General features: G+C 43.1%; 20 protein-coding genes and 1 pseudogene. 17 read left to right on the top strand and 4 right to left on the bottom strand.

The features are described 5' to 3' along the window. From ACSLP7_RS04260 to ACSLP7_RS04215, 10 genes and pseudogenes are all read left to right on the top strand, one after another. A pseudogene (locus ACSLP7_RS04260) lies at positions 1–573 on the top strand (glycosyl hydrolase); the annotation flags it as partial. Further along, positions 566–1762: a S41 family peptidase gene (locus tag ACSLP7_RS04255; RefSeq protein WP_435578168.1), complete on the top strand. Its 1197-nt coding sequence runs from the start codon at positions 566–568 to the stop codon at positions 1760–1762. The pseudogene ACSLP7_RS04260 and the gene ACSLP7_RS04255, both read left to right, overlap by 8 nt. A gap of 1 nt (position 1763) precedes the next feature. Continuing rightward, positions 1764–2303, top strand: a complete 540-nt coding sequence (locus ACSLP7_RS04250; RefSeq protein WP_435578167.1) for a CopD family protein — start codon at positions 1764–1766, stop codon at positions 2301–2303. An 87-nt stretch (positions 2304–2390) separates the two neighbouring features. Further along, a complete protein-coding gene (locus ACSLP7_RS04245) occupies positions 2391–3800 on the top strand; it encodes a sensor histidine kinase (RefSeq protein ID WP_435578170.1) in 1410 nt (469 codons plus the stop codon). Between the two features lie 14 nt (positions 3801–3814). Beyond that, entirely contained in the window at positions 3815–4597 is a 783-nt protein-coding gene (locus tag ACSLP7_RS04240) for an enoyl-CoA hydratase/isomerase family protein (RefSeq protein WP_435578166.1), read from the top strand. Positions 4598–4658: 61 nt separating this feature from the next. Continuing rightward, positions 4659–5411 carry a hypothetical protein gene (locus ACSLP7_RS04235; RefSeq protein ID WP_435578165.1) on the top strand — a complete coding sequence of 251 codons (753 nt, stop codon included), beginning with the start codon at positions 4659–4661 and terminating at the stop codon, positions 5409–5411. An 80-nt stretch (positions 5412–5491) separates the two neighbouring features. Beyond that, positions 5492–6562 (top strand): PA0069 family radical SAM protein, encoded by a 1071-nt coding sequence (locus ACSLP7_RS04230; protein WP_435578164.1) that lies wholly within the window; start codon positions 5492–5494, stop codon positions 6560–6562. A 102-nt stretch (positions 6563–6664) separates the two neighbouring features. Next, positions 6665–9700 (top strand): hypothetical protein, encoded by a 3036-nt coding sequence (locus ACSLP7_RS04225; protein ID WP_435578163.1) that lies wholly within the window; start codon positions 6665–6667, stop codon positions 9698–9700. Between the two features lie 91 nt (positions 9701–9791). After that, entirely contained in the window at positions 9792–11771 is a 1980-nt protein-coding gene (locus ACSLP7_RS04220; RefSeq protein WP_435578162.1) for a hypothetical protein, read from the top strand. Positions 11772–11881: 110 nt separating this feature from the next. Further along, on the top strand, positions 11882–13888 hold the full coding sequence (locus tag ACSLP7_RS04215) for a hypothetical protein (protein ID WP_435578161.1): 2007 nt from the start codon (positions 11882–11884) through the stop codon (positions 13886–13888). On the opposite strand, the gene ACSLP7_RS04210 is transcribed toward ACSLP7_RS04215, so the two are convergent. The 3 genes from ACSLP7_RS04210 to ACSLP7_RS04200 form a co-directional block, all read right to left on the bottom strand. Next, positions 13889–14545, bottom strand: a complete 657-nt coding sequence (locus ACSLP7_RS04210; protein ID WP_435578169.1) for an HD domain-containing protein — start codon at positions 14543–14545, stop codon at positions 13889–13891. It lies immediately after the preceding gene. Further along, positions 14532–15272 carry a lysophospholipid acyltransferase family protein gene (locus ACSLP7_RS04205; RefSeq protein WP_435578160.1) on the bottom strand — a complete coding sequence of 247 codons (741 nt, stop codon included), beginning with the start codon at positions 15270–15272 and terminating at the stop codon, positions 14532–14534. The genes ACSLP7_RS04210 and ACSLP7_RS04205 overlap by 14 nt, the downstream gene beginning before the upstream one ends. 65 nt (positions 15273–15337) lie before the next feature. Next, positions 15338–15748 carry a BrxA/BrxB family bacilliredoxin gene (locus tag ACSLP7_RS04200; RefSeq protein WP_272830709.1) on the bottom strand — a complete coding sequence of 137 codons (411 nt, stop codon included), beginning with the start codon at positions 15746–15748 and terminating at the stop codon, positions 15338–15340. A gap of 136 nt (positions 15749–15884) precedes the next feature. Between ACSLP7_RS04200 and ACSLP7_RS04195 the strand changes: the two genes are divergently transcribed. Beyond that, positions 15885–16631 (top strand): TerB family tellurite resistance protein, encoded by a 747-nt coding sequence (locus ACSLP7_RS04195; RefSeq protein ID WP_291182006.1) that lies wholly within the window; start codon positions 15885–15887, stop codon positions 16629–16631. A 56-nt stretch (positions 16632–16687) separates the two neighbouring features. Here ACSLP7_RS04195 and ACSLP7_RS04190 read toward each other — a convergent pair whose 3' ends face one another. Continuing rightward, positions 16688–17284 carry a hypothetical protein gene (locus ACSLP7_RS04190; RefSeq protein WP_435578159.1) on the bottom strand — a complete coding sequence of 199 codons (597 nt, stop codon included), beginning with the start codon at positions 17282–17284 and terminating at the stop codon, positions 16688–16690. A 266-nt stretch (positions 17285–17550) separates the two neighbouring features. Here ACSLP7_RS04190 and ACSLP7_RS04185 point away from each other — a divergent pair, with 266 nt between their 5' ends. Genes ACSLP7_RS04185 through ACSLP7_RS04160 form a run of 6 tightly spaced genes read left to right on the top strand, consistent with a single transcriptional unit; the run spans position 17551 to position 22925 of the window. Then, positions 17551–18210: a metal-dependent transcriptional regulator gene (locus ACSLP7_RS04185; RefSeq protein ID WP_435578158.1), complete on the top strand. Its 660-nt coding sequence runs from the start codon at positions 17551–17553 to the stop codon at positions 18208–18210. Beyond that, positions 18210–19013, top strand: coding sequence for a transporter (locus ACSLP7_RS04180; RefSeq protein ID WP_435578157.1), 804 nt, complete (start codon positions 18210–18212; stop codon positions 19011–19013). The genes ACSLP7_RS04185 and ACSLP7_RS04180 overlap by 1 nt, the downstream gene beginning before the upstream one ends. Further along, positions 19014–19925 carry a metal ABC transporter solute-binding protein, Zn/Mn family gene (locus tag ACSLP7_RS04175; protein ID WP_435578156.1) on the top strand — a complete coding sequence of 304 codons (912 nt, stop codon included), beginning with the start codon at positions 19014–19016 and terminating at the stop codon, positions 19923–19925. Next, the gene (locus ACSLP7_RS04170; RefSeq protein WP_435578155.1) at positions 19925–20659 is read left to right on the top strand and encodes a metal ABC transporter ATP-binding protein; all 735 of its coding nucleotides are present in this window, start codon (positions 19925–19927) and stop codon (positions 20657–20659) included. The genes ACSLP7_RS04175 and ACSLP7_RS04170 overlap by 1 nt, the downstream gene beginning before the upstream one ends. Continuing rightward, complete coding sequence (locus ACSLP7_RS04165; RefSeq protein WP_435578154.1) at positions 20656–21768, top strand: metal ABC transporter permease; 1113 nt, start codon at positions 20656–20658, stop codon at positions 21766–21768. The genes ACSLP7_RS04170 and ACSLP7_RS04165 overlap by 4 nt, the downstream gene beginning before the upstream one ends. Next, positions 21765–22925 carry a metal ABC transporter permease gene (locus tag ACSLP7_RS04160; RefSeq protein WP_435578153.1) on the top strand — a complete coding sequence of 387 codons (1161 nt, stop codon included), beginning with the start codon at positions 21765–21767 and terminating at the stop codon, positions 22923–22925. The genes ACSLP7_RS04165 and ACSLP7_RS04160 overlap by 4 nt, the downstream gene beginning before the upstream one ends. Positions 22926–22956: the final 31 nt, after the last annotated feature.

The following is a 22956-nucleotide window of genomic DNA, read 5'->3' as shown; positions in this document are numbered from 1 at the left end:
GCGCCTAAGGCGGTTCCGGGCACCTATAAAGTAGCCTTAAGTGTTGACGGAGAAAGCCAAGAAAAGACCTTCAATATCTTAGCTGATGAAAATGCGGAGACGGATATTGCTGGGATGCGCGAGCAGTTCAACTTCATCAATGATGTTAATGAAACGGTAGATAAAGCGCATAAAGCCATTAAAAAGATTAGAAATGTCAATAAGCAATTGGAGGCATTCCAAAAACAATATAAGGGAGACGAGCGTGTGGCAGAACTCATTGAACAAGCCAAGAATCTCAGCGAGCAGTTCGGAGAGATCGAAAAGGCCTTGTATCAAACCAAGAACCGTTCTGGGCAAGATCCGCTTAACTTCCCGATCAAATTGACCAATAAATTGGCGCACCTGAACTCTTTGGTAGGGATGGATGACTTCCCACCTACTGAGCAGGACGTGATGGTTAAAAACGAACTTACTGCATTGATCAATGAGCAGTTGGATAAGTTTGATGTGCTCATCACTCAAGAAATTGCCAATTTCAATGCCGCATTCAATAGTTTGAACTTGAATTATCTGTTTGTAGCTGATGAATAAGCTTCTGACTTTATACCTTTTTTTAACTGCTGCGCTTGGTCTCCAAGCGCAGCAAGATTTTAAGGCCGATTTTGATTTCCTTTGGGATGAGGTGGAAAAGAATTACGCCTATTTTGAAAGACAAGGCACGGATTGGAAGGCCGTAAAAGATCACTACCGTCCACTGACCGATACGGTTACGCATCCGTACTACTTTACGCTTTATTTGGAGGCCGTGTTGCGCGAATTGGCGGACTCACACACCCATTTACTGACCAATACCGATCGATCTCAACGTCTGTTGCCAAGCGGCACGGATATAAAAGGAGGTCTCATTGATGGCAGCTACACGATTTTGGAAGTTCGTGAAGGGGCACCTGCAAAGTCAATAATCAAACCTGGGGATGTCGTAGTATCGATCAATGGAATTCTTGTTGAGGATGCAGTAGCTCGTTACAGCGGAAAATTCAATGGAGGATCGCAGTTTTCCTTAGAAAACGGATTCAATATTGCGCTGGCCGGCGATTATAGATTGCCTCGAACCGTCAAGGTCATCCGCGAGGGAAAACAAATGGAATTAGACCTCGGGATTTGTCCGTATCCACAAAATGAGAGTGCTTTACTCACCAGTAAATTGTTGGATGGGAACATTGGTTATATCCGCGTTGAGAACTCTTTAGGGAACACAGACTTGATCACTGTATTTGATGATGCCTTGAATACATTGATGAATACCAAAGCCCTGATATTAGATCTTAGGAATACCCCTTCGGGCGGTGATTCTAATGTAGGTATGCCCATTTTAGGTCGATTCACTTCAGAACCTAAGCCTTATCAAACGCATTATCGGGTAGCAGAAGATAAGCGGTGGACAGAGATTGTTGAGTCGCGTGGTGTCACTTACGATAAACCCATTTATGTTTTGGTCAACTTTTGGACTGGAAGCATGGGGGAGGGTGTGACCATTGGATTGGATGCCTTTGGCAATGCTACCGTTGTTGGAACCCAAATGGCGCGACTGCTCGGTGCAAATTATTCTGTGAGTTTGCCCAATTCAGGCTACGGATTAAACATTACCTTTGAGCAATTATTTCACGTGAACGGAACCCCTCGGGAAGACTTTTTACCAGAAGTCTATTTGAATTGGAACGATTTGAATGCTGATGGCGATCCGTGGATGGAAAAAGCCCTTGAACGCATAGGTAACTAATATGGAGTATAATTATATCAAATCCCTTCACTTGATCTTTGTGATCACCTGGTTTGCTGGGCTCTTTTATATAGTGCGTTTGTTTGTGTATCAGATAGAGGCTTTTCAAAAGCCAGAGCCAGACAAGACCATTCTTGGAGATCAGCTAAAGATCATGGCCAAAAGACTTTGGTTTATCATCACTTGGCCATCCATGTTCTTGGCCGTCGGATTTGCCATTTGGCTGATGGTGTTGCGCCCATTTTACATTACGGATGCCTGGATGCAAGTCAAACTGGCCTTTGTGGTTGCGCTGATCGCTTATCACATTAAATGTCATTTGATCTATAAGGATTTACAAGCTGATAAGGTAAAGTACAGTTCTAACTTTATGCGTTTGTTCAATGAGGGAGCCACCTTGATCCTGTTTGCGGTGGTCTTTTTGGTAATCCTTAAAAATGCGATTAATTGGATCTACGGCACTTTGGGAATTATAGTCTTTGCGCTACTTCTGATGCTTGGATTCAAGGCCTACAAAAGATATCGAGCAGAAAAAGAATGATTCTGGTCTAATATTTGTAGTTTGAACGGACATTAAAAACTTCCAAACCCGGTGAAACTTAGCTTAAGAACACGGATATTCCTCTCCATGTTGCTCTTGGTAATTGCAGCTTCTGTGCTGATTGCCGCGGTTTCTATTTATCAGTATAGTGAGGAAGCCAAAGACTACCACACCGAACGATTAGAACGTAAGGAATCGGCTATAAAGTCCAGCATCAATTATGTGCTAAAAACAACGACTTATCCTGTAGAGACCGAGAATCTGTCGCTGATCTTTCGCACCAAGATCTATGAGATCAAAGACATCCATAATCTGGAATTGTACATCTATGATCTGGACGGAAAGTTGCTTAAAAGTTCCAAAGCGTCTTTGATGCGAGATACCACTCGAGTACAAATTCCACAGGATATGCTCAGCGGTTTACAGAAATCATCTACCAAAAAATACGTCCAAAAATTTACCGAGGAAGGCAAGAGCTTTCGTTCGTCATATTCTTATATCACCGACAACAAATTCAAGCCCATCGCGATCCTGAATTTGCCTTATATAGAAGAGGATGACTTTATCAGTCGAGAGTTGGTTGAGTTTCTGACTCGATTGGCGCAAGTGTATTTATTGATGCTAGGCATTGCGATCTTTTTAGCATTCTTCCTGTCCAAATACATCACCAAGTCGCTGCAATCCATCAGCGATAAAATGACGGAGACCTCCTTGGGAATTCGCAATGAGAAGATCGTAACCGATGATACCAGTCCGGAGATCGTGAATTTGGTAGAATCCTATAACGCCATGATTGATGAACTGGAGATCAGTGCGGCAAAATTGGCAACGGGAGAACGCGAGGCCGCATGGCGAGAAATGGCCAAACAGGTAGCTCACGAGATCAAGAATCCACTAACGCCCATGAGGTTGTCTGTACAGAGTTTTGAGCGCAAGTTCGACCCGAACGACCCAGACATCAAAGAGAAGGTTAAAGAGTACAGCAATACGCTCATCCAGCAGATTGATACCATGAGTTCTATTGCTTCTGCTTTTTCTACCTATGCCAAAATGCCTGCGCAAAAAGATGAAACGCTTAATGTGGTCAAGATCACGAAGCTTGCTTTGGACATCTTTAACGAGTCCTATATCTATTTTGAGGCCGATGAGGATGAGGTGATCGCCAAATTTGATCGTACGCAACTGATTCGCGTAATCACCAATTTGGTCAAGAACTCTACCCAGGCCTTGGTCAATAAAGAGGACCCTAAGATATTTGTACACGTATTAACTGATGCAGATTCCGCAGTGATCCGTGTGAAGGACAATGGTGTTGGGATCTCTGAGGCGAACAAAGAACTCGTTTTTGAGCCAAAATTTACCACCAAAAGCAGTGGGATGGGACTTGGACTCGCAATGGTAAAAAATATTGTGGAAACCTACGGTGGAAGTATTAATTTTACAAGTGAAGAAGGGGTAGGAACCACCTTCGAAGTTCGTTTTCCAAAACTGACCTAAAAAACCAAACAATCATGACTTACAACAATGTGCTATCTGAATCGGCCAATGGCGTTTGTACCATTACCGTGAACCGCCCCTCAAAACTTAACGCCCTCAATACAGAGACCATTTCTGAGCTGCATGAAGCCTTTAAGGCGGCAGATCAGGATGACCAGGTTAAAGTGATCATTGTGACAGGTTCTGGAGAGAAGGCCTTTGTTGCCGGAGCGGATATTGCTGAGTTTGCTGATTTTTCGGTATCAGAAGGAGAGAAATTGGCTAGCAGTGGGCAGGCGCGTCTTTTTGATTTTGTTGCTAATTTATCAACTCCAGTAATTGCTGCCGTAAATGGTTTTGCCTTAGGTGGTGGATTAGAATTGGCTATGGCTGCACATTTTAGATTGGCCAGTGACAATGCGCGCATGGGCTTGCCAGAGGTTTCATTAGGGGTAATTCCAGGTTATGGAGGTACGCAACGTTTGCCCCAATTGGTGGGTAAAGGCCGTGCCATGGAAATGATCATGACCGCCGGGATGATCAAGGCAGACAAAGCCTTGGAATACGGTTTGGTAAATCACGTGACCAGTCAAGAAGATCTCATTCCAAAATGTCACGAGATCGCTGGAAAGATCATGACTAACTCATCTGTTGCGATTGCCGCTGCAATAACTGCCATTAACTCCAATTACGAAGCCGGAGAGAACGGTTACGACACTGAGATCACCGAGTTTGGTAAGTGTTTTGGTACTGCAGACTTTAAAGAAGGTACACAGGCTTTTTTAGAGAAACGCAAGGCACTCTTCCCAGGAAAATAGGCGTAATATCGCGCCCGTTGAAATACTCAATTTTTTATTAACTACTAAATTTTAATTGCTCTTGAAAAAGATTAATGTTACCCTATTTATGCTTACTGCTGTCTTAGTTGGATTTTCCTCTTGTGACAGTGATGACTCCGTTTCTGATATGTTTGAAGATGCTAACGGCGGAGATGTTGCCCAAAATTTGATCGCTCAAGTTACTGTAGAAAGTAACGACCCAACCGAGGCAGACCGCAACATTACGGTCAACTATGCTTCAGACAATTCTGTGACTTCTGTCAATGACGGAACCGACACTGCGATCTTCTCTTATGAAGGCGGAGCCTTAAGTCAAGTAACTGGTTCTGGGGATGCTTTAAATATTATGGAACTCTATGAGGCGCCTTTGGATGCCTTTGAGATCGGTGAGGTTTTGAGCTATGACTCTAATAACAACCCTTCTTTACTTTCATTAGTTGAAGAGGAGTTTGACGGAACTTTGACCTTCTATGAAGCTACCATCACCTATGACAGCGAGCCTAACCCAACATTTTATACCTTGCAAGCCGCTGGAATTATTGAGGTTTTGGACCAAACAGAACTCAGCTTTTCCATGATTCCGGATCCAGCGGAGATCGTTTTGGCCCGTATGCTTTATCCGCTAAACAATCCAAACGGAATGGTAATTCGCGATGAGAGTGGTGCTGTTGTGGTGACTATGAGTATCAACCACGTGTACAACGATGACGATTATCCAACCTCGTCTACGGTGACCATCGATTCTACAGATGACGGAGCTTCAGCTTACGTGTTGACTTATACATACCGATAGACTTTTAGGAAATAATCCTAATATTTGGAAATATTCCAAATTAGTTTGTACTTTGGTGGGAGTAATTCCCACTAAAGTACATGCAATCACATCTAAAAGGTCGGGGCGCGCAAGAGCGTGTCCACAATAAATTCGCCTCCGAAAAACACGAGTGGCTGGATGACTTTTTGGAGTATTGTAGCAAGGAACAGGAAGACTTTGAATCCAATAAGACGCGATACTTAACCGTCTATCCCAAAAGTTTTGTAAATCCTGTGACCAGCCCTGACGTGGGGATGCAATTCTCTGCTAATCCCTATCAAGGATGTGAGCACGGTTGTGTTTACTGCTATGCAAGAAACTCCCATGAGTATTGGGGTTACGGTGCGGGATTAGATTTTGAGCGCGTGATTATGGTCAAAAAGAATGCTCCAGAATTACTCATTAAAAAACTGAAGAGTAAAAAATGGGAACCGAGCCCAATTGTACTTTCTGGTAATACAGATTGCTATCAACCCGCTGAAAAGAAATTTGAATTAACGCGCAAATGCTTGCAGGTTTTGCTGGACTGGAAACATCCAGTTGGGATTATAACCAAAAATTCTTTGGTGCTCAGAGACCTGGATCTACTTAAAGAGTTGGCAGCTCATAACTTGGTTCAAGTGGTGATCTCCATAACCTCCCTATCTGAAAAAACGCGCAGGTTGTTGGAACCCAGAACGGCAACTATCAAGAAGCGTTTGCAAACCGTAGAGACCTTGGCGGCTAACAACATCCCTGTAATGGTCATGATGGCGCCAATTATTCCGTCACTCAATTCTCATGAGATTTTGCCTTTAGCCAAAACCGTAGCAGACGCAGGTGCTCTTAGAATTGGTCATACTATTGTAAGGCTTAATGGACAGTTGGAGCAGATCTTTTCTGCTTGGTTAAAAGCTGCCCTCCCCGATAGAGCGGATCGTATTTTGAACCAAATTGCAGATTGTCACGGTGGACAAGTGAACAGTTCTGAATTTGGAACGCGAATGCGCGGCCAAGGGGCCATTGCAGCACAAATTAATGATCTGATAGCGCTGGCAAAAAAGCAGTATTTCCCCTCCGCAGAAAAACCAAAACTCCGCACGGACCTATTTACAAATCCTTATAAAAATCAACTCAAATTGTTTGATTGATTTATGTAAATCATAGTAACTTTTTATTGGAATTTACCTTTAAAGCGTTAATTGAGTCGTAAATTTATATAAATCCCAAGCGGGAGTTTTATGTGACTTGTTATGAAAATGCGCTTTGTTTTATGGGTAATGCTTTTGAGCAGTTTTTCCTTGCTCGCACAGCAAGAATGGATTGTGCAAGGATATCTTTATGATGCAGAGACCAAAGCGCCTATCGAATTCGCCAATGTGGGTATCGTATCTAAAGGAATCGGTACCATCAGCAAAGAAACAGGCTTTTACGGCTTTACCTATTTTTCGAATGATGCGGAGCCTACAGACCGCTTGCAATTCTCCATTCTGGGATATGAGACTTTGAATTTGTCTTTGGGCAAGTATCACGGTTTATATGGAGAAGAACGCGCTAAGATCTATCTCAAACCCGCTATTAATGAGTTAGACGTGGTGAACATTACCAATGAGGAGCGAAAGTATGAGACCATCGGTTTTGAAAACTTAGACAATAAAACCATTGGATATTGGAAGGACAAGAAAGGCTTGGGTGGGGAGATCGCAACGCGAATCAGAATAAAAAGAGAACGGACCAAACTTTTAAATCTGAGTTTTAAGATTTCTGAAAACCTCTCCGACAGCTTGCGCATACGCGTCAATGTTTACGATTACAAAAATAAATATCCCGGCAAAAACATCTTGGCTAAACCTATTTATCATGTCATTTCCAAGGATTATGGAGTAGAGACCATTGATCTCAAACCTTACAATATCATAGTAGATGAAGACATTGTTGTCAGCATTGAACTCATAGAGATTTATGGGAAAAAGATCGGTTTGGCACTTTTTGGCTCTTTTGATCGTGGGACCTCTTATTTGCGTTTGGTTAGCCAAGGCGATTTTGATCGGGCAGATTATATAGGAATGGGCTTTTGGTTGGAAACTTCCAGACCTAAAAGTTCAGGAATCTCTAAAGAACTTAAACGAGAAGAAGTCAATTCGATGCTGCTCTATTGGGACGCTTCTGCGGCCTCTTCGGAGCGGAACTTTTCTGAGGAATTGGAACTGCTCAAGAACTTCATTAAAAAGCAAAAAGACGCCGATATCACCGTGGTTAAGTTCGCCATGGGATACCGTGAAAAGCAACGCTTTGAAAGGGCGAGAAAGTCTTGGGATGAGTTAGAAGATTTTCTGCTAGACACCAATTATGATGGAGATGCCGATTTTAAAGTCTTGCAAGAAGATATTGGGCCTAATGCTGATGCAGCACTCTTATTTACCAACGGATTGAGTGCTACAAGCCAACTTACCGAGCGTTACGAGGTTCCGCTCTTTGCTGTGAATAGCAATGAAACAGCGGCTGATGCCGCTTTGAAAGATGTGTGCAGATTGAGTGGCGGGCACTATATCAATTTAGCTCGAATGAATATGGATCAAGCCATGCGCTATCTCACCTATGACCTCAATGATAATTTGCGTTATGCGCCTAGAGGTGTTGCTGGTCAGACGGGTGATATATTCGGGCGAGTCAGTAATGAAGCAGGTCCATTACCCGGTGCGTTTATCAAAGTATTGGGCAGTTTTGAATCAACGGTTAGCCGTGGTGATGGATCTTTTTATATCGATGCGGATATAGGCGATATAATCACGGTTGATTATTTGGGGATGAAACCCTTGCGTTTGGTCCTGGATCAATTGGGAGAACTAGACCTGGTTATGGAGACCGACGGACAACTATTGGATGAAGTTGTGGTGCAAGCCGCTGCCGCCTCAGAGGCGACCACTGTGGATACACCCTTTGGCGAGCGCAATGCAGATGCCGTTGGATATGACCTGCAACAAGTCACTCGGAAAGACATAGGTCCGCAGCATTTAAACCTGGATCAATTGGTCGTTAAATTACCCGGTGTATTGGTAACGGGTATAGGCGATGAGAAGCGTTATACCTTTGCTCGTTTAACCACTGGGTCGGTCACTCTAGATACCAGCCCAATTATTGTGGTAGATGGAATCACTTATCAGCAAGGGCAAGCACCCTTGGATCAGCTTTTACCGCCTATTGATCCGCAAACCATTGAAAGCATTGTGGCCCTGAAATCTGTTGTAGCTTCTAATAGATACGGTTCCTTAGGTGCTTATGGTGCCATTGTGATCAAAACAGAAAACAGTTCCATGCGTTTTGACGCGCCTAAAGAGACCAATACGGCTTTGGTCAAGGGCAATGATTTTGCAGAAGACCTTCCGCGTTTGGAGGCTGTGATTCAAGATCCGAATTATGTGGTCCGTTACAAAAACGCAGCCAATACAGAAGATGCAAAAGCGCTTTACAGAGATTTTAAGGGGCAAAAGAATATGCTCAATGTGCCTTTTTTGGTCAATAGTGGTAACTACTTTAGACAAGTCGATGGTCGATTTGCGAAACGACTGTTTTCCAATTTAGCGGTTTTAGCTCCGAATAATGCAAAGATCTTGAAGACCTATGCCTTTGTGCTAGAACAACAATTGCAACCTAAGCGCGCCATGGAGGTTTATCAGACCATCCATCAATTAAGACCTTATGAAGCGCAGAGTCTTTATGATCTGGCCAAAGCGCAAGTGCGCGCAGGAGCTTATGAGGAAGCCTTTGAGAATTTTAAGCGGATCCTTGCCAATCAAACCGACGGCGTTGACTATCAAGAGCTCGCTCAGGATGCTACTTTTGAAATGAAGCGTCTTTTGAATGCGCATCGAGATCAGCTCAATACTGATGATCTTCCTACTTGGTTGGAAGACGATGAATTTGCTCAGAAAATACGCGTTGAAGTGAGCTGGAATGACCCTTTAGCAGAATTTGAGATGCAATTTGTCAACCCACAAGGGAAGTTTTACAACTGGAGTTTTGACAGTTTTTCAAATCCTGAGGAAATGGTTCGTTTTAGAAAGTCTGGAGTGTATACCAAATCTTTTGAGATCGCAGAAGATGCTCCTGGGATCTGGCAGTTCAATCTCAGAAACATTGGAGCGCCTAATGCGGCCAATCCAGCCTACCTTAAATATACCTTATATCTCAATTATGGGACGCCTTTTGAATCCCAGAGAACCAAGGTGGTTAATTTGGCGGAACTCCCTGTAAAAGTGGTACTTGACCGCTTCACAAACAAACGTTAATTTCTATCGGGGATTACTTTTTTAACGGTTTGCGTTGTATCTTAGATATCAGTTAGTTGTGCATGCAGTGATAACTTTTAAAGTTGCTATTATGAAAACAGTTTTATCATTTTTATTAGCGATTCTGACCTTACCGGCGGTAGCTCAGATGAATGTGGTGACCATAGACGCCTATGTCTTGGATGGATCGACACAACGACCCATAGAATTTGTAAACATCAATGTCTTGGACCGTGACCTCGGTACCGTGACCACAGCAGATGGAAAATTTAGACTTGAGATCATTGAAGATCAAGTCGGACCACAAGATCAGATCAAATTGGTAGCCTTGGGCTATGCTCCTAAAACCATGAGTATGGAGCGTCTGTATAACCTTATGGAAAAGAATAATGTCTTGTACTTGAATCCTTACAATGAGGTAATTAGTCAGGAAACAATTAAGACTGCCAATCAAGGCAGTCGTGCTAAGGGAGTTGCTGGAGTTGTCCTTGCAGAAGGAGTTCCTGTACAAGGAGCGACTATTCGCGTAAAGGGAAGCTACAAGCAAGTGAAAACCGATGCAGACGGGAAGTTCCAGATCGACGCACTTTCTGGAGATGTCCTTCAGGTGGATTATTTGACCACGCTTCCTAAAGAGGTAAGTGCTCAATCGAGCATGAATATTGATTTGACCGTAGATGGTCAACTCTTAGAACAAGTCACTTTAAAGTCTGAGAAAAGAGAATTTTTAAGTGACAGAAACATTGAAACGGCTTACGGCAAAAAGAAGTTTGACCGATTGGGTTACCGAGCGGCTCAGATCACTGCCGATGAGATCTCTGAAGGTGCTTTGACCTTTGAACAAGCTTTGTTGAGACTACCAACTGTTGGTGTTGTGAACCCAACATCCATAAACCTGAGTAATGGTCGTGCTATTGTTATTGACGATATGGTTTACGGTCCGGATCAAATTGGTCCGCTAGGAGTAAACGGCTTGGTGGACATCAATAATGTTTACAGCATTACGGTAATTCCTGGAATTGTTGGTTCTGTTCGTTACGGAACACTAGGACGTAATGGTGTGATCATCATCAGAACAAAAACATATGCCTCAGCGCAAGGTGATTACAAGCCGGGTGAGAAAGAGGAAACAGCTTTGGTTACTGGAAACAACTACAACCAAAGTTTGGTAATGTTAGAAGACCTTCCTGTGAGTGACTATGTTGCTCGCTTGAGACAAGCCAATTCTTTTGAAGCTGCTAAGTCTATTTACAATCAACAGCGGTCATTAGCTAGCGGTAGTGCTTATGGAATTGACTTCTTTGTAGAGGCTTCAGAATACTTTGAAAAGTGGAATATGGAGTACGCAGCTCAGGTAGCTCAGGAAATTCTAAACATCGCACCAAAGAACGACAAGGCTTTAAAAACGTTGGCCTATCGTTTGGAAGATATGGGAGACTTGGAAGGGGCTAAAGCTGCCTATCAAAGACTAGCGCTGCTCAATCCTAACGATGCACAGAGCTTTAGAGATCTAGCCTATATCTACAAGGAAACTGGAGAGTACACCAAGTCCTTCGCACTCTACAAGCGAATCTTGGCCAATCAAACTCCTGGAGTTGATTTTAGTGGAATCCAAGGAGTTGCAGAAGCCGAATTGCGCGAACTTTTGGCTAACCACAAAGACAAGGTTTATTACAAGGATCTGCCTAATAATTTGTTGCAAACAGATTACAAGCGTGATATGCGAATTGTATTTGAATGGAACGATCCTGCAGCAGAGTTTGACATTCAATTTGTAGATCCAAGCAAAAAATACTTCACCTATAAGCACACGCGTTTTGACAATTTGGAACAAATGGAAGACGAATACACCAAAGGATATTCCATTGAGCAGTTTGAGATTGACGACAGCGTTCGCGGAAACTGGTTGATCAATGTGGAATCACTAGCTGGTGAGGCCTCTATCAACCCGGTATATTTGAAGTATACCATTTACACAAACTACGGCAAGAGTAACCAGACCCAAGAAACAGGGATGGTAAATCTGTCTGATTTGAATCAGAAAGTGACCATTAAGCAGTTGCGCTACTAAGCCCACCACGCTACGATTTATTGCATTGACCCTGAGGGGTCTGGGTATACACGCCAGAAGACACCTACGCTTCTGGCTTGTAACCCAATAACCTTAAAACATGTATACCTATGAAAAAGATCATTACACTACTACTCGTTTTTATGAGCTTTCCGCTCTTTGCACAAATGAATGTCATCTATGTTGACGCTTATGTTTTAGATGGCAAAACCCAACAACCTGTTGAGTTTGTAAATATCAATATCGTTGATCGCAATTACGGAACAGTGACTCAAGCAGATGGAAGCTTTAAGCTCGAAATCGTTGAAGAACAGATCTCATCCGCAGATCAAATTGAGATCTCAGCCATAGGATACGCACCAAAGGTGATGAGCATGGAGCGCTTTTACAACTTGATGGAAGCCAATAATATTCTGTTTTTGAATCCGTATAATGCGGCGATCAGCGCTGAAACTGTAAAAGACAAAGCTGAGGTTAATGGAATTAGCGGGGTGGTCCTTTCAGAAGGAGCTCCGGTACAAGGTGCAGTAGTGCGTGTAAAAGGAAGCTACAATGAAGTTAAGACCGATTATATGGGTCGTTTTACCATTGAGGCTTTACCTGGAGATGTTTTACGAGTGGATTACTTGACTACCTATCCTGCAGAGCTAGTAGCTAAAGCAGAAGCCCTGGAGATCAACTTAGAGACGGATGGGGAATTACTTGAAGAAGTAGAATTAAGAGCGCGTAAAGAGCGCGAGAACAAAGTAGGATCACGTACCATCAATACAGCGTACGGAACTAAAGATTTTGACGCCTTAGGATTTTCTGCTTCTCAAATTACAGAAGAGCAGATCTTACCGAGCTATATAGTTTTAGGACAAATTTTGAACAAGATGCCTGGAATTATTGTGTCTGATATCTTTGGACCAAACCCGATCTATGCATTTAATCGTTCTCTGGGAACTTCTGTGACTCAAAGCACCTTGCCTATCATTGTGATTGACGATATGATCTACGAGCAAGGGATCAATCAGGTGCCATTAATTGACGTGCAGAACATTCACAGCGTGACTACCATTCCTGGAGTGGTTGGTAGTGTTCGCTATGGATCCCAAGGCCGCAGTGGTGTGATCATCATTGAGACCAAAACCTTTGCAACTGCGCAAGGAAAGTATCCAACTCCAGAAGAAAAGTTAGAAGCGCTTAAAGCGACAAACAACGACTATTCAGAAGGTATTTTGGCCATGGATGATATGGTCAAAAGTGAATATATCAATCAGCTGCAGCAGGCCAGTAGTTTTGATGAGGCTCAGGCCATTTACAAACAACAAAGCTCTTTGGCCAATGCTTACGGAGTAGAGTACTATTTGAATGCTTCCAAGTATTTTGAAAAGTGGAACAAGGAGTTTGCCATGAAGGTGGCGTCCCGTATCCTTGAAGAGGCTCCAAACAATCCAAAAGCCTTGAAAAGCCTTGGATACCGCTTGCAAGAGCTAGGTGACCTTAACGGCGCTAAGTCTGTTTTCCAACGCATTGCAGTGCTCAACCCGAACGATGCACAGAGTTATAGAGATTTGGCGTATATGTACAAAGAGACTGGAGAGTATGCTAAGGCATTTTCACTCTACAAGTTCATCTTAGACAATAACAATCCTTCTTTAGATTTCACGGGAATTCAAGGGGTGGCAGAAGCCGAAATGCGTCAACTGTTGTCCAACTACAAGGACAAGGTGGCTTATGAAACTTTGCCAAACCGTTTGCTTAACGTAGGCTACAAAAAGGACATTCGTATTGTCTTTGAGTGGAATGATCCTGCTGCGGAGTTTGACCTGCAATTTGTAAGTCCTGCAGGGAAGTTCTTTACCCACAAGCAAACGCGCTTTGATAACTTAGAGGCTATGAAAATGGCTTATAAAGGAGGTTATGCAATTCAGCAGTTTGAGATCGATGATGCTGAGGTTGGACAGTGGCTGATCAACTTAGAGTCACTCAATCCGATGGCTTCTATCAACCCAACTTATTTAAAGTATACGATCTACAGAAACTATGCGACTCCCCAGGAGACCAAAGAAGTGGGAACGATCAACCTGTCAGATTTGGACAAGAAGATCACACTTAAAGATTTGAAGTACTAATTACCGTTCACCTTCCCATTCCCCGTAGAATTGGGAAAGGTAAGCTTCCATAAATTTATGCCTGCCGGCTGCCATTTGGCGGCCGGTTTTGGTATGCATCATATCTTGAAGCAGCAACAGCTTTTCGTAAAAGTGGTTGATGGTAGGAGCTGTACTCTTTTTGTACTGCTCTTTGGTCATATTAAGCTGAGGTTCTATTTGCGGATCGTATAGCGCTCGGTTTTTAAATCCACCGTAATTAAAGGCGCGTGCAATTCCAATAGCTCCAATGGCATCAAGACGGTCTGCATCTCTAACTACGCGCAATTCTAAACTGTCATAGCCACTCTTCTCAAACGAGTTTTTGAACGACATATGTTCAATGATCTTTACTACGGAGTCGATCTGAGCCGGGTCAACATTTTGGGTCTTTAAGAATTCAGCAGCTTTTTTAGGCCCTAGCGATTCGTCTCCGCCGTGAAACTTCGCATCCGCAATATCGTGAAGTAAAGCTGCTAGCGCAACCGTTTGCAGCTCTGCCTGTTCTTCCTTGCCCAGCCGCATAGCTGTTTTGTAAACACGCTCAATATGAAACCAATCATGGCCGCCTTCTGCCTGAGCCAATTCTTCTTTGACAAAGGCAATGGTATTTTCAATTAGGGTGCTACTTAATGGCATCATGAACAGTTTTCTCAAGTTGGCCTATCAATGCGGAGCGGTCTTCAACAGTTTCTAATAAGATCGGATCGTGAACGGTAAAGCGAACGTGATTACCTAGCCCTAACGGGAAGGAACCGTAACGCCAAAGCTTCCACGAATTATTGATGCTCACAGGAACAATAAGCGCTGATGGGATCTTTTCAAAAAGGGTTAAAAGACCTTTAGACTGAAAGGGTTTGGGTTGTCCTGTGCGGCTTCGGGTGCCTTCTGGAAAGATCACTGCTGCACGTTTATGGGTTTCAATATAGTCTCCAAAATTGGCAATAGCGGCAACTGCTTGAGCAGCATTCTTACGATCAATTAAAACACTTCCACCATGTCTCAGATTAAAAGAAACCGATGGAATTCCCTTCCCCAAGGATTTCTTGCTGATGAACTTCACATGGTTTTTTCTGAAGTGCCAGATAAGCGGTGGAATGTCGTATAGGCTTTGGTGATTACACACCAAGATCAAAGGTCTGTCTGTACCGATTTTGGATTTATGTGGATTCTTAAAACTGTAACGTGTTCCAAGAATGCCTGTTCCGGCCATTAGCCAGAATTGAAGCCAATCTACAGTGACTTTGTGCGCTTTATAGCCAAAAACGCGCAAAGCAATCCACTGGATCGGATGGAAGATCACTAAGGTCAGTCCAAAAACCAGATAATAAATTGCCGATATGGGATAGGATAACAGTTTGGCCATGCCCAAAATTAGTCATAAAAAAACCACGTTTAAAAACGTGGTCTTATTTTTTGTTGAGCAGGGGCTTAGCAGTATTCGTTAAAAGCGTCCATAAGGTTCTCTGCGATCATGTCTGCAGGACGACCTTCAATGTGATGGCGCTCTAGCATATGTACCAATTCTCCGTCTTTAAACAAGCCCATAGATGGAGAGCTTGGAGGGAATGGAATCATGCGCTCGCGTACTGCGTTTACAGCCTCGGTATCAACTCCGGCAAAAACAGTCACCAAATGGTCTGGTGTTTTTCCGTTATTTAAGGCGTGCTTAGCTCCAGGACGTGCATTTGCTGCGGCACATCCGCATACAGAATTCACTACGACTAGGGTAGTTCCTTCTTGATTAAGTGCTTGCTGAACCTCGTCAGCAGTATATAATTCAGAAAACCCAGCAACCGTTAGGTCCTCACGCATGGGCTGTACTAATTCTGGTGGATACATAATTTTTCTTGTTTTTGTGTAACAATTTGACTGCAAAGATAACCAATTTTGTACTAGTATTAGCGACTGAGTGGCCGCTCACACGAGGTGAATTGGTTATCTTTAGTCGCATTTTTAATCTTTATTTTACACGATTATGTTTCGATGGGCTGGAGCCGTATTAGGTTGGGTTGTTGGAGGCCGATTCTTTGGAGCCGTTATAGGTTTTATCATTGGTAGTTTTATTGATGAGATCAACAAAGGCAAATCTCAAAAGCAACCTTACAAACGCGTTTTTAATCAACCCAAATCCGATCAGGTCTCGCCTGCGGATTTTGAGTTGAACCTACTTTCTTTGGCTTCTTTGGTGATCCGTGCAGACGGTCGCGTCAATGAGGACGAGCTCAATTACGTACGTCAGTACTTTGTGCAGGCTTACGGCAAACAACGCGCCAATGCCGCTTTTAAGGTCTTTAATGACGTGATTAAGAACCGAGCCATCTCCGCAGAAAATATCTGTAAGCTCATGCGTCAAAAAACGCGTTATGAATCCAGATTGCAGATCTTACACTTTCTGTTCAGCGTTGCCAATGCAGATGGACGTGTTGATCAATCAGAAGTTGAAGAGATTGGACGCATTGCACGTTATTTAGCGATCAGCCAGGCAGATTTTGAAAGTGTGAAAGCTATGTTCTTTAAATCTGCGGATAGTGCTTATAAGATATTGGAGATTGAAAAGACTGCTTCAGACTCGGAGATTAAAAAGGCCTACCGTACAATGGCTAAAAAATACCATCCGGATAAGGTTCAGCATATGGACGACGCTTACAAAAAAGGCGCAGAGGACAAGTTTAGAAAGGTACAAGAAGCCTATGAACAACTGCAACAAGAACGCGGTTTCTAAATACAAAAAGCCCGATCAATACGAACGGGCTTTTTCATTTTGTGGGGGTGATAAAACTAGCGTCCTGGGATCACTGGTTGTTTGGCGTTATTTGAACAACCGTATTTACACATTGGTAAAGACTTTCCGTGTGGCCCAAAAGGCTCACCATCGGCCCAGGAGTGGGTGCAGTATACGGGGGCACCGGTTCCAGGATCTAGTTTGGTAACTACTGCGTGACCAATGAAGGTAAAGCATTCGGTAGGAATATCGTCAAGTTTGACCTTGTACACTACTTCATTTACTTTGTTTCCGTGTGTGCTTCTGTAAGGAAACAGGTTTATGCGAGGATTACCAGAACTGTATGTTGGAATATCAGAATGTTCTCCTAAATAGAGGTTGGTCGCGTCAATTTGCCATCCTGTTGCTACTTTGTAAGTAATGTACAAGTAGGTACCGTCTGACTTTAGATATACCTCTCCGGCAGAATCAGAATCAGTAACCATTAATGGGCTGGACGCGCATAGAGAACCAGAAGCTTTTCCAGCTACAGTTGTTTTTTGAATTACATCAAAGTCTTTAGCATTGATGTCGTCATATGTTGCATCGTTATCTGTTGAACAGCTGCTCATAAGAAGTGCAGAAATGCAAGCTAGAGTTAAGATTTTTTTCATGTTGTTGTTAATTAATCTGAGGCGAATATAGAAGGTGGATTTTAAACTGTAAGAAAAAACCGACACCTTGCAGGAAAATTCGTTCAAATGCACAAATCGAGCTTTTATTGAACCTTATTTGTAGTTGAATCTACCTGTTTGTGAGACAGGAGATTACAGATTATGGGAACGTTTTGAGGGAAGAATTGGATTCCAATATATATGTAGGAAGCTATAATTTAGACAAGTCTAAAAATATATTTACCTTTGTATAAAATATATTGTCGATGTACAGTCTCTCTGAAGAGAATTATTTGAAGGCTATTTACCATTTAGAGCAGCAGGCTGCCGCGGAGGTCAGCACCAATGCTATTGCAGAACGCATGCAGACCAAGGCCTCTTCTGTGACAGACATGATTAAGAAGTTGGCAGATAAGGATCTGCTCACCTATAAGAAATACAAAGGAGTAAGTTTAACGGATTCAGGAACTCGAACCGCCTTACGTATTATAAGGAAACATCGTCTTTGGGAGGTTTTCTTGGTAGAGAAGCTTCAATTCAAATGGCATCAGGTTCATGATTTAGCCGAACAGTTAGAACATATTCAGTCTCAAGAATTGGTGAATCGTCTGGATGATTTCCTAGGCAATCCGCAGTTCGATCCGCATGGAGATCCAATTCCAGATTCAGATGGTAACATCACTCGTCGGAACAAAAAATTATTAGGACAGCTTGCGGCCAATCAGTCTGCAACCTGTATTGGTGTGAAATCAGCATCCGATGATTTTCTGAAATACCTCAGTAAAAACAATATCGGAATCGGTTCCAAGCTGTATGTTGTAGAGACGGAACCCTATACCGGAGCGCTAACTGTCAAGGTAGCAGAGGCACCAATTTTTTTAACTCAAGAAATTGCAAACAGTATTTACGTAACTCTAATTGAATAATGAAATTGAAAAAAATTACCATTGTGTTTACCCTGTTGCTATCTGTAACATCAATATATGCCCAAGACGATCCAGGCCTTGGTCCTTTGATTACGGATCGTCCAGATGCAACAGAATCTCCAAATACGGTTCCAGTTGGTTTTGTGCAGTTTGAAACCGGTGCTTTTTTCACACGAGAAGAGAACAGCGGCTTTACCACAGAATCCACAACTTTTAATACCATGCTAGTTCGTTATGGTATTTTGGACAATATGGAATTGCGTTTGGGATGGAATTTTACTGAAACGCGTTTTTCTCTCAATGATATGGAGCTTGATGATGTTTTAAGCGGATTGGATCCACTCTTACTCGGGGCTAAGGTTGCCATTGCTCAAGAGAATGGTCTATTGCCAGATATTGGTTTGATAGGTCATGTGTTTTTGCCCTTTACCGCCGGACGTGATTATAAACCAGAGTATACAGGCGTTGATTTTAGATTCTCCTTTGGTCATACCTTGAGTGATCGTTCCAGCCTGTCCTATAATTTGGGGGCCCAATGGGGCGGTGACAGCCCAGAGGCAGAATATGTATATACTATTGCCTATGGTTATGCCATTACAGATGCCTTTGGAGCTTATGTTGAGCTTTACGGCGAACTACCCGAGGACAGTGGTCCCAATCATCTATGGGATGCTGGGTTCACTTATTTGGTCAATGATGACTTGCAGTTGGATGCAACAATTGGGAGTGGGATCAGAAGCGATCAAGAATTATTAATTAGTGCTGGTTTGAGTTACCGCTTAGACCTCAGAAACAAGAAATAAATGAAAAGACTAAGTCTAATAACGCTCTTATTGTTGGCATTGGTGAGTTGTAAAAATGAAACTAAGAACGACTCCAAACCAAATGTTGTTGCAACTACGACTATGATCACTGATCTAGCACGTCAGATCGGGAAGGACTCCATAGATGTTCAAGGGCTAATGGGTAGCGGAGTTGATCCGCACCTATATAAGGCCAGTGAAGGTGATGTGTCTAAGTTGTTCAATGCAGATTTAATCCTCTACAACGGCCTTCATTTAGAAGGAAAGATGGGAGAGGTCTTTGAAAAGATGCAAGCGCAGAGTATCAAGACTGTTGCCTTGGCAGAGACCTTAGATCCCTTGGTGCTTTTAGAATCGGAATACTTTGCATCTAATTACGATCCGCACGTTTGGTTCAATATTACCTTTTGGCGTCGAATAGCCACTGCGCTTAAAGACGAGCTGGTTGCCTTAGATCCTGAAAGCAAAGCCTATTATGAAGCGAATTACGCAGCCTATATTGAAGATCTGAACAACCTCAAAGATGTCGTGGAACAGATCATTAGTAGTTTACCAGAAGAGAAGCGCTATTTGGTCACTGCCCACGATGCCTTCAATTATTTTGGACAGGCTTATGGATTTGAAGTGATAGGACTGCAAGGATTGAGTACCGCCACGGAAGCGGGTGTTCAAGATGTACAGCGCTTGGCAGATTTCATTATTGAGAAGCAGATCAAGGCCATCTTTGTGGAGAGTTCTGTGCCCAAAAGAACTATTGAAGCTTTGCAAGCAGCCGTACGAGCTAAGGATTTTGAAGTTGTAATCGGTGGTACACTTTATTCTGATGCGTTAGGGTCTGCCGGTACGGATGAAGGCGAATATATTGGCATGTTCTTGTCCAATGTGAATACTATTGTAAAAGGATTGAAGTAATGGAAAAGATCGCAATAAGTGTTGATGACCTCACGGTAGCCTATAATTACAAACCTGTTTTGTGGGATATTGACTTGGCTATTCCGGAAGGAGTACTTATGGCGATCGTTGGCCCCAATGGAGCCGGTAAATCTACTTTGATCAAAGCTATCTTGGGCATTATTGATCCAATTGCTGGTAGTGTTGGGATCTACGGAAAACCTTATGAGGACCAAAGACAGCTGGTAGCCTATGTGCCACAAAAAGGAAGTGTGGATTGGGATTTCCCAACTACTGCTTTAGACGTGGTGATGATGGGAACCTACGGCAGCTTGGGTTGGATAAAACGACCTGGGAAAGCTCAGAAAAAAGCAGCTTTAGAAGCCCTTGAAAAAGTGGGGATGCTTCCTTTTAAGAACAGACAAATCTCTCAGCTCTCCGGAGGGCAACAGCAACGCATATTCCTGGCCAGAGCCTTGGTGCAAAATGCAGCCATCTATTTTATGGATGAACCCTTCCAAGGGGTAGATGCCACCACAGAAAAGGCCATCGTCAATATTTTAAAAGAACTGCGTAAAACCGGCAAGACGGTAATTGTTGTGCATCATGATCTGCAAACAGTGCCTGAATACTTTGATTGGGTGACTTTTTTGAATGTCAAGAAAATTGCGACAGGACCAGTTTCCACCATCTTTAATGATGACAACCTTACTAAGACCTACGGGATCAACTATAAAGTGAGTCTGCAACAATGAGTCTAGGAGAGTATTTTGAACTGCTATTTACGGATTATACCCTCGGAGTAATTACGCTAGGTACGGCCGTATTGGGTGCTGTTACAGGCATGCTAGGTAGTTTTGCAGTTCTCAGGAAGCAAAGTCTATTAGGCGATGCGATCTCTCACGCCGCACTTCCTGGAATTGCGTTGGCTTTTCTCTTTACAGGGGCCAAAGACAGCAATGTACTGCTCATCGGAGCCTTGATCAGTGGTCTTTTGGGCGCCTTTTGGATTAGGGGGATGGTTAAGAACACGCATTTAAAGTCCGATACTGCTCTTGGTTTAGTGCTTTCACTGTTCTTTGGATTGGGAATGCTATTGCTGACCTACATCCAAAAACTTCCCAACGCAAATCAAGCTGGCTTGGACAAATACCTCTTTGGACAAGCAGCGACCTTGGTAGCGTCGGACGTTTGGATCATGGTGGCCATTACCGCGGTTTCGCTTTTTATTCTATTACTCTTTTGGAAGGAATTCAAGTTGCTTTTGTTTGATGCGGATTACACCAAGACACTCGGCTTTAATACACGCTTTATCGATACGCTGATCACCTTCTTCATTGTTATTGCTATTGTGATCGGATTGCAGACTGTTGGGGTCGTGCTTATGAGCGCCATGCTTTTGGCACCTGCTGCTGCGGCGAGACAGTGGACCAACAAACTGAGTGTTATGATTGGTTTGGCGGCTTTTTTTGGTGCCTTCTCCGGTGTTTTTGGCACCGCCATCTCTGCTACTCAAAGCAATCTGTCAACAGGACCGGTGATCGTATTGGTAGCGGCTTTCTTTGTGTTGATCTCCTTTGTGTTCTCTCCAGGGAGAGGATTGCTCTTTAGAGAGATCCGCTTTCAGAAAAATCGACGTGAACTAGAGCTTAAAAAGACCTTGCAGTTCATGTATTCAATTGCTAAAACGCATGAGGACATTTCTCACCCACATGCCGTGAAGATCTTGAATAACTTTCAAGGTTTTACCAAAAAGACCTTGCAGCAAATGGTAGATAAAAAATGGGTAACCCTTAATGGAGCCATGTGGTCAATGACCGCATTGGGTTATGAGGAAGCCGAAAATCTTTACAGTCAAACATGAGCGCACCACAGATAGAAATACAACTTATTGCTGCTGTTGTGGCCGTAGCCTGTGCCATTCCAGGAGTCTTTTTGGTTCTGCGCAAAATGGCTTTGATCAGTGATGCCATCTCTCATTCCATTTTACCGGGAATTGTGCTTGGCTTCTTTTTAACCCACGATCTAAACTCGCCATGGTTGATACTTTTGGCTGCCTTAACGGGAGTGATCACGGTAGTGCTAGTTGAATTCATTCAAAAAACAGGACTGGTTAAAGAAGACACCGCCATTGGATTGGTTTTCCCAGCGCTATTCAGCATTGGAGTCCTAATGATATCCCGCAATGCCAGTGATGTCCATATGGATGTAGATGCTGTTTTGCTTGGCGAATTGGCCTTTGCGCCGTTTGACCGATTGCTAATTGCTGGATTGGATTTAGGTCCAAAATCCTTATGGGTGATGGGGATCATCTTAATGATTACTTTGGGCTTGTTGTGGGCCTTCTTTAAAGAATTAAAAGTGAGCACTTTTGATGCTGGCCTATCGGCTGCGCTTGGTTTTTCACCGGTGGTGCTGCACTACGGACTTATGTCTGTGTCTTCCATCACAGTAGTTGGTGCCTTTGACGCTGTCGGGGCAATTCTAGTGGTTGCTTTGATGATTGCGCCTGCTGCTACGGCATATTTGCTTACCCATGATCTAAAAAAGATGCTTTGGCTCTCCATTATTTTTGGAATTAGCGCGGCAATAGGGGGTTATTGGTTGGCCCATTTGTTAGATGCTTCCATTGCTGGCTCCATTACGGCAGTTTTAGGATTTATCTTTTTGTTGGTCTATTGGTTCGCTCCTAACAAGGGAATCATTGCGGTTTTGTATAGAAAACGCCAACAGCGCATAGAGGTATCGCTACTGACCTTCTTACTTCACCTGAATAATCACCAAGAAGAATCAGAAAGACATATCAACCATCTCAATGAACACATCAATTGGCAGAAAGTGCGTTCAGAAGCAGTAGTTAAGCTCGCCTTGGAGAACAATATGATCACTGTGGAGGATCAGTTGGTATCCCTTACCGACAAAGGCAAAGAATTCACAGATCTCGCTTTGGAGTATATCATTACTAATAAAGACGAGCATATTGAACACCTCAAAAAAGACTTCTTTCTATTTAGAGGATAGGGATTTGGCACGATTTTTTAGTACACTTGTG

The organism is Gilvibacter sp., from assembly GCF_965601605.1.
Classification (GTDB): domain Bacteria; phylum Bacteroidota; class Bacteroidia; order Flavobacteriales; family Flavobacteriaceae; genus Gilvibacter.
The sequence above is the reverse complement of the archived record's forward strand: the minus strand, read 5'-3'. Positions and strand labels throughout refer to the sequence as shown.